Source organism: Bacillus cereus group sp. MS39, assembly GCF_040448665.1.
Classification (GTDB): Bacteria; Bacillota; Bacilli; order Bacillales; family Bacillaceae_G; genus Bacillus_A; species Bacillus_A wiedmannii.
In genome coordinates this window covers 4,108,731-4,120,450 of sequence record NZ_CP123058.1, presented here as the reverse complement: position 1 = coordinate 4,120,450, position 11,720 = coordinate 4,108,731, and the positions used below count along the sequence as shown (strand labels likewise).

Below are 11,720 nucleotides of genomic sequence, written 5' to 3'. Positions count from 1 at the left end.
CGAAAGATTTTCTTTCGGTAGTTTTTTTGTGAGCAATGAATTTTATATACAAGAAAAAATTATATATAATGTAACTTTACGAATAGAAATTTATTATATATGAAGTCTATATAAATAATGAAAGAATTGGATAAAAATAGTGGGAGAAGGTGAATGAATGAGTGTTTCTTCTATTGTAAATAAACAAAAGGCATATTTTTATAACGGCCATACGAGAAGCATAGAAGTGAGAAAGAATAATTTGAAGAAGCTTTATAAAGGCATTCAGCGCTTTGAAGAAGAAATATTTCAGGCATTGAAATTAGATTTAAATAAGTCAGTTCATGAGTCGTTTACAACGGAAGTTGGATATGTATTAAAAGAAATTTCTTTTCAATTGAAGCATATTTCATCGTGGAGTAAACCGAAGCGAGTTCGAACAGCACTCACTCATTTTGGATCAAAGGGGAAAGTCGTACCTGAACCGTACGGTGTGACACTTATTATTGCACCGTGGAACTATCCATTTCAATTAGCAATCGCACCTCTTGTAGGAGCGTTGGCGGCTGGAAATACAATCGTTTTAAAGCCGTCAGAGCTAACGCCGAACGTTTCCAAAGTGCTTACGAGAATGTTAGAGGAATTATTCCAAGAAGAGCTTGTAGCGGTAGTAGAAGGCGGTGTAGAAGAGAGTACGGAATTGTTAAAGGAACCGTTTGATTATATGTTCTTTACAGGTAGTGTCGGTGTTGGAAAAGTTGTGATGGAAGCAGCTGCGAAACGGTTGACACCACTCGCGTTAGAACTTGGCGGAAAAAGCCCATGTATTGTACATAAAGATGCAAAAATAGATGTAACAGCAAGAAGAATTGTGTGGGGGAAATTTTTAAATGCAGGGCAGACGTGTGTAGCACCTGATTATATGTATGTGCATGCTTCGGTGAGAGAACAGTTAATCGAGGCATTACGACACGAGATTGCGGAGCAGTATGGAGAAGATCCACTAAACAATGACAATTATGTACGAATTGTGACTGAACGTCATTTTGAACGTTTATGTTCATTTTTGAAAGATGGTAAAACGGTAATCGGCGGGAACTATAAAAAAGAAACTTTACATATAGAACCAACAGTGTTAACGAATGTTACATGGCAAAGTACTGTTATGGAAGATGAAATTTTTGGTCCGATTTTACCAATTATAGAATACGACAACATAGAAGAGGTAATTGGCACAATTCAGCAACATCCGAAGCCGTTAGCGTTATATGTATTTTCTGAAGATAAAGAAGTACAAAAGAAAGTGACAAGTAATATTTCATATGGTGGAGGCTGTATTAATGATGTTGTCTATCATCTTGCAACGCCATATTTACCTTTTGGTGGTGTTGGAAGTAGTGGATTAGGTAGTTATCATGGGGAAGAAAGTTTTCGGACTTTTTCACATTATAAAAGCATTTTAGCCCAATCTACGGCATTTGATATGAAAATTCGTTACTCTTCTACAAAAAGTGCTTTAAAATTCATACGAAAGTTGTTAAAATGATGATGGTGTTTATCAGTAGGCGTAGCCGTATGATAATAGCCCCTTCGTAATGGAAGGGGTTTTTCTGTTCGACATATGTATCATGCAAAAATGAATCAAACATACTACATAAAGAATAGAAGAGAACGCTAAACAACCATTTTTGTTTGGATCGAAACAAAAAATAGTCTATAGAACATAAATATTTATTCATGAATATAAAAATTAAAATTTAAGGTAGATAGGACGGGAAAATGAAAAAGATTATTAAAGTTGAAGCAGTAGAAAAACATTTTGGAAATCAAGTGATTATCCCACCTCTTTCTTTAGACATTAAAGAAGGGGAATTTTTAACGATTTTAGGGCCGAGTGGTTGCGGGAAAACAACGTTACTTCGCATGATCGCAGGCTTTGAAACACCAACTAAAGGGAATCTTTTATTAGATGATGAAAAGATTAACGATTTGCCACCATATAAGCGTCATATGAACTTAGTGTTCCAACATTATGCGCTATTCCCACATATGAATGTGGAGAAAAATATTTGTTTCGGTATGAAAATGCAGAAAGTACCGGCAGCAGAGCAGAAAGAGCGTGCTGAAGAGGCAATGCTTTTAACGCAGTTACTTGAGTTCCGTAATCGTAAACCTGCAAAGCTTTCTGGTGGACAGCAGCAGCGTGTAGCAATTGCGAGAGCGATTGTAAATAACCCGCGTGTATTATTACTAGATGAGCCACTTGGGGCGTTAGACTTTAAGTTAAGAAAAGATTTGCAACGTGAATTGAAAAACTTACAACGTAATTTAGGAATTACATTCATATACGTAACGCACGATCAAGAAGAAGCGATGAGCATGAGTGATCGTATTGTCGTTATGAATAAAGGACATATTGAGCAAATTGGAACGCCGAAAGAAATTTACAATAAGCCGAAAACAATGTTCGTTGCGACATTTATCGGTGAAAATAATATTGTGAAAAATGGGGAAGGCTATGTAGCAATTCGCCCTGAAAACGTAAAAGTACGTTCGGTTGAAGAGCCGATTTTAAAAGAATACCATCTTGGACATATTGAAGACGTTGAGTTTGTTGGAAATATGGAAAAGCTGTATGTACGTGACGAGAAAACATCAGAATTACTAATGGCATATCAAACTGCTGAAGAAGCAGCGCAGTGGAGCATTGGAGATAATGTATACGTAGGCTGGGAGCAAGAGGACGAGGTGACCTTAAATTGAAAAAAGGGAAATTACTCGCACTACCTACAGTTGCGTGGCTGTTAATCTTCTTCCTAATTCCCCTTCTGTTTGTATTGGCATTTGCCTTTATGCAACGCGGAGCATACGGAACAGTGGAAATGCAATTTACGTTAGAGAATATAGCTCGTGTGTTTGATCCACTATACATGGGAACGTTATGGGAAACTGTTAAGATTGCAGTTATTACAACAGTAATCTGTTTAGTAATTGGTTATCCATTTGCTTATACAATTACAATTGTTGATCGTAAATACCGTTCCATTCTTTTATTATTGGCAACGATCCCGTTTTGGATTAACTTCCTTGTTCGTTCATACGCATGGATTGTTATTTTACGTTCACAAGGTCTTGTAAACACATTGCTGTTGAAACTAGGTATTATTAGTGAACCTTTAAATTTACTATATAATACACCTTCTGTAATACTCGGAATGGTCTATTCTTTATTACCATTTATGATTTTACCGGTGTATGCAGCGATTGAGCAGCTTGATAAACGTAAGCTAGAAGCAGCTTATGATTTAGGAGCAACACCAGCAAAGGCATTTTGGAATGTAACAGTACCAATGACAATGTCAGGAATTGCTACTGGTTCTATTTTAGTGTTTGTTTCTTCTATCGGAATGTTTGTTGTATCAGACGTTATGGGTGGATCGAAAGTAGCATTAATCGGAAACGTAATTCAAAATCAATTCTTAGGAGCGCGTGACTGGCCGTTTGGATCTGCGTTATCTATGATTGTTGTTCTATTCTCTGTTCTGTTAATTTACTTATATTATCGTGCAACGAAAGTATATAAATATGATGGGAACGGAGGGGAATAAGCAAAGATGAAGAAGTTTTTAGTTTCTTATTCTTGGTTAATTTTATTGTTCTTGTATTTTCCAATGATGGTTTTAATGGTATATTCCTTCAATGATTCTCGCATTAATGCGGAATGGGAAGGTTTTACATTCCATTGGTATACAGATTTATTTCAAAAGCAAGATGTTATTGATGCGTTTGTAAATAGTATGACGATTGCGATCGTAACGACGATTGTAACGACAGTTCTTGGTGTGATTTTCGCCATTGCATTACATCGTTATAAATATCGTTATGAAGGGGCTATTAACGGTCTTGTGTATTTACCAATATTAATTCCTGATATTTTAATGGGGTTATCTTTACTTATCTTATTTAGTCAATTAGGTATGGAGCTTGGCAAGACAACAATTATTATTGCGCACATTACATTTAGTATTTCATTTGTTGTCGTTATTTTAGCAGCACGTCTTTCTGGTATGGGGCGTGATTTAGAAGAGGCTGCGAATGATTTAGGAGCAACGCCGTGGCAAACGTTTCGTTATGTAACGTTCCCAGCAATTGCACCAGGAGTTATTTCAGCCGCATTATTAACATTCACATTATCAATTGATGATTTTGTAATTAGTTTCTTCGTATCAGGACCAGGATCAACAACATTGCCATTATACATTTACAGTATGGTTAAGCGCGGAGTATCACCAGAAATTAATGCACTTTCTACAATTTTAATTGTGGCTATCGTAGGATTAATGGTTCTATCTGAAATCTTCCGTAACAAAGGTGCAGATGGTGAAGAAAACTCTGGAGGACACCTTCCTTTATAATACGAACGATATAGAAAGTACGAGGGGGTAATAAATCGATGAAATTAATGAAAAGATTAGCCGGCGCAGCAATTAGCTTTAGCCTTGTTGCTGGTGTACTTGCTGGTTGTGGTGAAAAGAAAGAAGAGTTAAATATTTATAGCTGGGCTGATAATTTTGATGAGCAAGTGCTAAGAGATTTTGAAAAGAAATATAACGTGAAAGTTAACTATGATAAGTACGCAAGTAACGAAGAAATGCTTGCGAAATTACAAGCTGGTGGCGCGAAGTATGATTTAATTCAGCCATCTGATTACATGGTTAAAACAATGGCAAAAATGGATTTATTAGCGCCGTTAGATAAAAAGAATATCCCAAATATCGAAAATATGATTTCTAATTTCAAAACACCTGCGTTTGACCCAGAGAATAAATATTCTTTAGTATATACTTGGGGCGTAACAGGAATTGCATACAATAAAAAGTATGTGAAAGAAGCACCTACAAGCTGGGCTGATTTATGGAATGAGAAATATAAAGGGCATGTAACTTTATTAAATGATTCTCGTGAAGTGTTAGGAATGGGTCTTAAGAAGCATGGATTCTCAAACAGCACGAAAGACGATGCACAGTTAAAGACAGCTGCGAATGATTTACAGAAGCTACTTCCAAACTTATTAGCATTTGATACAGATAATATTAAACAAAAATTCATTACAGAAGATGCTTGGATCGGAACAGTTTGGTCTGGAGATGCAGCATTTATCGCAAAAGATAATAAAGATGTAGAGTATGTTGTACCAAAAGAAGGCGGCACAATTTGGGCTGATACGTTAGCGATTCCAAAAGGTGCGAAAAACAAAGAGCTTGCAGAGAAGTTTATGAACTACTTATTAGATGAGAAAGTAAGTGTGAAAAACTACGAGTCAATTGGATACAGTAATCCAAATGAAAAAGCTCATCCTCTTCATAGTAAAGAATATCGTGAAAACCACATGATCTTCTTAACGAAAGAAGAATTAGATCGTACAGAATGGCTTGTTGATGTAGACGATAAGTTAAAAGACTATGATCGTTACTGGACAGAGTTAAAAACAAAAGGTAAATAAGTAAGGAAATGCGGTTTCTAAAATAGAAATCGCATTTTTTCATAGTAGGAGGAAATCGCTTGAAAAAGAAGTTGCATCAATATGAGGTAGTATGTATCGTTTTATTACTTGCTGTATTTGGCATTGTTGCTTGGCGCGTACATGCGGGTGGCGTTACAGTGATGGATACATATGTCCGAGCATTAGTAAAAGGATTACAAACAGAAGGTTCGCTTACATTTTTCTCACACTATACAAAATTAGGTTCTGCTATCGGGATCGTAACTACGCTGGCTATAAGTTTACTTGTTTTTTGGAGAAAACGTTATTATGCTGCGATGATCGTGTATCCAATGGGCATTTTAATAACACATCTTGTTAATAAAGGGATAAAAGAAATTGTGAAAAGGGAGCGCCCATCGTTAAATGAAACGTTGGATGCGCTTGGGTATAGCTTCCCTAGTGGACATGCAATGTTATCTATTATGACATTCGGGTTTCTTACTTATATTATTGCGGCAAATTTGAAGAGTGTAACTGGAAAATATGTTATAACGATTTTGATGGGAATTGTAATTGTATCGATTGGATTAAGTAGAGTTATTTTAAATGTACATTATCCAACTGATATTTTAGCTGGTTATTGCGTAGGTGGTATTTTGTTAATTATGGCGATTTACTGCCATCGTTTACTTACCAAGAGATTGGGACTTAATAAAGAGAGATAAAAAACGTCTGGAAAAACTATCATTATAGTGTTTCCAGACGTTTTTTGTTTGTACGAAGATGTGATACAGTATAAATGACAATTGAATTATTTAAAGTAGGTGAAAATGTGTGAAAACAAATGTACATAAAGTAGATAAGTGGGGGAAATTAGGAGCTTTTTTGTATCAGTTTCGTTATACAGTAATTGTAGCGTTACTATTGGTTGCGATCGCGCTCGGTATTTTCGCTCCAAAGCTGCCGGGAGTATTGGGCGGTGATGGTTTCCAAACGGAAGGGGACTATCAAAAAACGAAAGAAATTTTAGATAAAGATTTTAAGAGGTCTCAAGACACACTTCTACTCGTTTTTGAAAAAAATAAGGGTGCTTCACATGAGGAATTTCAAAAGCAAGTAGAGGGAATTGTAAAGAATGTAAAAGAGAAAGAGACATATGAATCTTTCCATCACCCAGTGCAAAATAAAGAAATGTTACAAGATGATATCGGCTATGCGACAATTTTATTTTCCGGGAAAACAAATAAAGAACGAATGGAAAAGACATTGCAATTTGCTGATAAAATCGAAAAGGAAAGTAATGCAGCATTAAAAGTAACGCCTACAGGGTTTCCAAAAATTAATCAAGAGATTAATGAAAGAACGCAAAATGATTTAAAAGTAGCAGAGATGATTGGATTACCAATTGCATTTCTCGTATTACTATTTTCATTTGGTAGCCTTTTGGCATCTATTTTACCAATTGTAAATGGGGCACTTAGTGTTATTAGTACGATGGGCATATTATACTTTATAGGTAGCGATAAGGAACTATCTATCTTTGTGTTAAATGTTGCACCGATGATTGGACTTGCGCTATCTATTGATTTTGCGCTATTATTTGTAAATCGCTTTCGAGAGGAAGTTGCAAAGCGAACGGTAAAAGAAGCGATAGCAATTACATATCAAACAGCAGGGCGCGCTATCGTATTTTCAGGATTATGTGTATTTGTTGGATTATCCGGCTTGTTTTTCTTTAAGATCGATTATATTCAGTCTGTCGCAATTAGCGGAATGATTGTTGTGATTATGAGTATTTTATTCTCACTCACACTTCTTCCAGCGCTATTATCATTAATTGGGAAACGAATATTAAAAAAGAATCAAGTAGCACATACGCCGGCAAAGGCGTGGCGTAAATTTGCGCAATTTGTAATGAAACATCCAATCGCAATGATTATTATTGTTACAACGTTTATTGTTATTTGCTTATTACCGTTACGTACAGCTAATTTGCAGTTCCCTGACGTAGAAGCTCTACCTAAACAAAGTGATACAAGAATTGCATATGAGAAGTACGAAGAGGCATTTAATAATACTGCAAAAAAACATGCTGATGTTACGTTAGTGGTAGAGACGAAAAAAGATATGAAAGAAAAAGAAAGTTTACAAAAGATAGAAGAAGTCGTTCAAAACTTAAAAGATGATAAGAAAGTATATGAAGTTAGAAGCTTATACGACGGGTTAACTCGTATGAAAGCAGATCAAGTTGCTGGAATGTTAGAGTCGCCAGAAGCGGCGAAACTAGCTCCTATATTTGAAGCGTATACGAAAGGAAATAAGACGACGATAGAAATCTTTTTGAAAACAAAACCACGTACTGAAACTGCTAAACAGTGGGTTCGTGATTTTAAACAAAATTATAAAGAAACAGATGTAACGTATTATTTAGGCGGGATGACGACGTTCCAACAAGAGTTAGAAGATGAAATTAAAGATAAAGTTGCAATTGGTATGTCTGTTATATTTGGATCGACCTTTGTTATATTATTATTTGCATTCCGGTCTATACTCATTCCGATTAAGGCGATTATTATGAATATACTTAGTTTAAGTGCAACAATAGGAATTGTTGTTTGGTTATTTGAAGGTGGGCATTTTGGTTTAGATGCGAGTCCTGTTCTATTTGTCTTACCAATCTTCATTTTCGGTCTCGTATTTGGGCTTAGCATGGATTATGAAGTCTTTCTTATTTCACGTATTCATGAACTGTATGAAGAAACAGGAGATAACGATCAAGCGACGTTAGAAGGACTTGTGTCAACAAGTAGAATCATTACATCAGCTGCATTAATTATGATTGTTGTAACTGGTGCGTTTGCCTTTACTGATATTTTACCAGTACGGCAAATGGGGCTTGGTGTTGCATTAGCAATATTCCTTGATGCAACAATTATTCGTCTTATGCTTGTACCAAGTTTAATGAAACTGTTTGGAGATTGGAACTGGTGGTTACCATTTCGAAAGAAAAGAGAAAAATCATCGTAAAAAATACTCATCTTATAGATGAGTATTTTTTTATGAATAGCAAGGCCTACATTTTGCAAATAGTATGTGATAAGAACATTACATATAAGTAGGTGAAGGCAATGTTTCGTTATTTTAAGTTTAAGCTAAATGATACAGTACAGTTTGCAGAAAACGATGGGCATATGTATCGCATTGTCGGTTATCGATTAGAAAAAGGATTTTATCCAAAAGATGAATGGACTCATATCATTTATGAATTACTTAGAGATTTTGATGGGTATACGATGGATGCGGAAGAGGAGGAACTTGTAAAGGTCATTCAAGTAGAGGATGAGTATTACAAAATACAAGAAGTATCGGGCTATCGTTATCCAGTAAAAATGAAGCAAAAACAACAAGTGATGAAAGTAGAAAAAATTGATGACTTATTAGATACGTATAATGATTATAAAAGATTGGCGGATTTCTTTAAAGATTTATCGTATGAGCAAAAAGCGGAAGAAGTATTGCAGGAAATGAAACGGCGTAGAGCGTGAGGAGGACAGTCTACTATAAGACTGTCCTCTATTTTTGACGGTGCATCAAATTGTATTTTCCGTTACAATGAGAGAATCAATAGAAATAAGGTGATACAGTATGGAAACGAAGAAGAAGGGCGAATGGTGTGAAATTACTGTTCCAGCGAAATGGAATGGCATAAGTATTGATTCGTTATTAAAAATAGAATGGGAAATACCGAAAAAGTTGTTACATCAGCTTCGTATGGAAAAAGGTATTACCGTTAACGGAGAACAGAGAAGATGGAATGAGCTTTTAAAAGAAGGCGATAAGTTACAAGTACATATGTTTATGGAAGAAGAATACGATGTAGAGCCTGAATATGGTGAATTAGATGTAGTATATGAAGACGATCACGTACTCATCGTAAATAAGCCTGAGAAGATGGATACGCATCCTGCGGAAAAAGGTGGAACGGGAACACTTGCAAACCTTGTTGCCTTTCATTTTCAAATGCAAGGTTTAGAGACGAAGGTTCGTCATATTCATCGGTTAGATAAAGATACGACAGGTGGTGTCGTGTTTGCTAAGCATAGAATTGCTGGTGCAATTATGGATCGTTTATTAATGGAACGAAAAATTAAAAGAACATATGCGGCGCTTGTGGAAGGGAAAGTAAAAGGTAAGCAAGGAACAATTGACGCAGCTATTGGAAGAGATCGCCATCATGCGACGAGACGACGTGTTTCTCCAAAGGGAGATCAAGCCATCACATTTTATAAAGTAGAGAAGTATTTTAAAAACCAAAATGTTACGTTCGTAACGTTACAATTAGAAACGGGTAGAACCCATCAAATTCGTGTTCATATGAGCTATAATGGTAATCCATTAGTTGGGGATGTATTATATGGTGGACAAACGCAATATATGTCTGGGCAAGCATTACATGCGATGAAGATAAACTTCTTACATCCCATTACGAAAGAAGAGATCGAAGTGGATGTACCATTCCCTGCAAAATTAAATCATACAATGAAAGAATTTCAAAGAATGAAGGCGTAAAGTGTAAGTTTAAATTTGAGAAAAGTAGATTCTTGCAGGAATTTCTCTAAAAGAAGCGAAGCCGTTAAGAGAAAAGAGAGGTGAGAATTGCTTGGTCAAATATAAATATATACTAGGAATATTTTTCGTTTGTCTTTTAGTTACTCTATGCCTCTATCCATATTTACCAAATGAGATGGCTGTACATTGGGATGAAAATGGTGGGCCGAACGATTTTATGAGCAAACAAGTTGTTATAGCATTTATTCCTTTTTTTCTTATTTTTTTACATGGATTGATGTATATTATTTCACATAATATATATAAGTTGAATGAAGGCGAGCATGTCATTATAAGTGGATTTCTAAAGACGATTACTTTATTTATGTTGTTTATCCATATGCTCATTCTCTTTATTAATTTTGGAAGTATGATATCCTTTCAAACAGGACTAACAATTGGAATTAGTATGTTTCTTTTTATGCTTAGTAAGTTGTTTAAACAAGTTCAGAGTACGGAAAAAGACCCAATCAAATTACAAAAGATCCGTTTAGTGAGTAGGCGGATTTTTCAAATAATGGCATGTAGTATATTATTTTCATTATTTTTGAACTTGAAGTGGGGGTTTTATGTATTACTTAGTGTAATAAGTAGTGGTTCTATTTTGTTCATGTTTTACATTTTATACTCATACATAATAGAAAGTTATGAAACATAAAAAAGAGTCTTCTCATTATGAGAAGACTCTTTTAATCTATTTACTTCGTAATAAATTGTTGTGTCCAGTAGTTGCCGCTTTCTACATAGCCAACACCGATGTGAGTGAAGCCGTTATTTAAGATGTTTGCACGGTGTCCAGCACTGTTCATCCAAGCTTGTACTACTTCTTCAGGTGTACGTTGGCCTTGAGCGATGTTTTCACCGGCAGATGTATAAGAAATACCAAATTTCTTCATCATGTCAAACGGAGACCCGTATGTAGGGCTGTTATGATCAAAGTAGTTATTCTTCTGCATATCTTCAGATTTAACACGTGCTACTTTGCTTAATTCAGTATCGATTTTTAGTGCTGGTAAGCCTTGTTTTGCACGTTCAGCGTTTGTTAATTCAACAACACGTTGTTCGAATTCGCTTAAAGATTTTGCTTCTTCAGCAGGCTTTTGCTCAGCAGGTTTTTGTTCAGCAGGTTTTTGAGTATTGTTGTTTTCAGCAGGTTTTTGAGCTTCTGGTTTTTGAACTTCTTCAGCAGGCTTTTGCTCAACTGGTTTTTGCTCAGCAGGCTTTTGAGTTTCTGGCTTAGCTGTTGGTTGCTCAGTTACAACATTTTCAGTTGGTTGTTGACCAGGAATGAAGCAGTTTGGTTGGAAATTTCCTTGTTGCCATTGTGCTAATGACTCAACGCCCATAGATTGTAAGAATGCTTGTAATTCTTGTTGGCTCATTTGCTTCATCATCACTTTTGAATGCTGAATATTTTGAACCTTTGCGTTAGATGGTTGTACTGTTGCAGCTTGTGCATCTAAAGATGATACTCCTAAAGTAAGAGCTGTTGCAGCAGCTACAGATAATAAAACACGTTTTTTCATGATGTGTGTCCCCCTATATAAAGTTTTAATTTGTTTTCACACGATTTGTTTTGACAGCCTGTCTGACTGACAAATTCATCGTAGCATACAATTTGTGAGAAAAAAGATGGAAAAAAATTCAT

11 protein-coding genes are annotated in these 11,720 nt (G+C 35.6%); 10 read left to right on the top strand and 1 reads right to left on the bottom strand.

Going from position 1 to position 11,720, the window contains the following annotated elements:
* Window positions 1-157: 157 nt before the first annotated feature.
* The 10 genes from QEP67_RS21405 to QEP67_RS21360 all read left to right on the top strand — a co-directional run bounded on the left by QEP67_RS21405 (window position 158) and on the right by QEP67_RS21360 (window position 10,730).
* The gene (locus QEP67_RS21405) at window positions 158-1,525 is read left to right on the top strand and encodes an aldehyde dehydrogenase (RefSeq protein WP_064473101.1); all 1,368 of its coding nucleotides are present in this window, start codon (window positions 158-160) and stop codon (window positions 1,523-1,525) included.
* A gap of 233 nt (window positions 1,526-1,758) precedes the next feature.
* Window positions 1,759-2,742: a spermidine/putrescine ABC transporter ATP-binding protein PotA gene (gene potA, locus QEP67_RS21400; protein ID WP_353706409.1), complete on the top strand. Its 984-nt coding sequence runs from the start codon at window positions 1,759-1,761 to the stop codon at window positions 2,740-2,742.
* A complete protein-coding gene (gene potB, locus QEP67_RS21395) occupies window positions 2,739-3,587 on the top strand; it encodes a spermidine/putrescine ABC transporter permease PotB (protein WP_000715495.1) in 849 nt (282 codons plus the stop codon). The genes potA and potB overlap by 4 nt, the downstream gene beginning before the upstream one ends.
* 6 nt (window positions 3,588-3,593) lie before the next feature.
* A complete protein-coding gene (potC, locus tag QEP67_RS21390; RefSeq protein ID WP_000714199.1) occupies window positions 3,594-4,394 on the top strand; it encodes a spermidine/putrescine ABC transporter permease PotC in 801 nt (266 codons plus the stop codon).
* 38 nt (window positions 4,395-4,432) lie between these two features.
* Complete coding sequence (potD, locus tag QEP67_RS21385; RefSeq protein ID WP_000772503.1) at window positions 4,433-5,482, top strand: spermidine/putrescine ABC transporter substrate-binding protein PotD; 1,050 nt, start codon at window positions 4,433-4,435, stop codon at window positions 5,480-5,482.
* A 59-nt stretch (window positions 5,483-5,541) separates the two neighbouring features.
* Window positions 5,542-6,189, top strand: coding sequence for a phosphatase PAP2 family protein (locus tag QEP67_RS21380; RefSeq protein WP_000727812.1), 648 nt, complete (start codon window positions 5,542-5,544; stop codon window positions 6,187-6,189).
* A gap of 109 nt (window positions 6,190-6,298) precedes the next feature.
* On the top strand, window positions 6,299-8,491 hold the full coding sequence (locus QEP67_RS21375) for an MMPL family transporter (RefSeq protein ID WP_353706408.1): 2,193 nt from the start codon (window positions 6,299-6,301) through the stop codon (window positions 8,489-8,491).
* Window positions 8,492-8,592: 101 nt separating this feature from the next.
* Complete coding sequence (locus QEP67_RS21370) at window positions 8,593-9,009, top strand: hypothetical protein (RefSeq protein ID WP_000490295.1); 417 nt, start codon at window positions 8,593-8,595, stop codon at window positions 9,007-9,009.
* A gap of 100 nt (window positions 9,010-9,109) precedes the next feature.
* Window positions 9,110-10,033: an RluA family pseudouridine synthase gene (locus QEP67_RS21365; protein ID WP_000448333.1), complete on the top strand. Its 924-nt coding sequence runs from the start codon at window positions 9,110-9,112 to the stop codon at window positions 10,031-10,033.
* 91 nt (window positions 10,034-10,124) lie between these two features.
* Window positions 10,125-10,730, top strand: a complete 606-nt coding sequence (locus QEP67_RS21360; RefSeq protein WP_048567054.1) for a DUF1648 domain-containing protein — start codon at window positions 10,125-10,127, stop codon at window positions 10,728-10,730.
* Between the two features lie 40 nt (window positions 10,731-10,770).
* On the opposite strand, the gene QEP67_RS21355 is transcribed toward QEP67_RS21360, so the two are convergent.
* Entirely contained in the window at window positions 10,771-11,598 is an 828-nt protein-coding gene (locus tag QEP67_RS21355) for a CAP domain-containing protein (protein WP_048567055.1), read from the bottom strand.
* Between the last annotated feature and the right edge of the window lie 122 nt (window positions 11,599-11,720).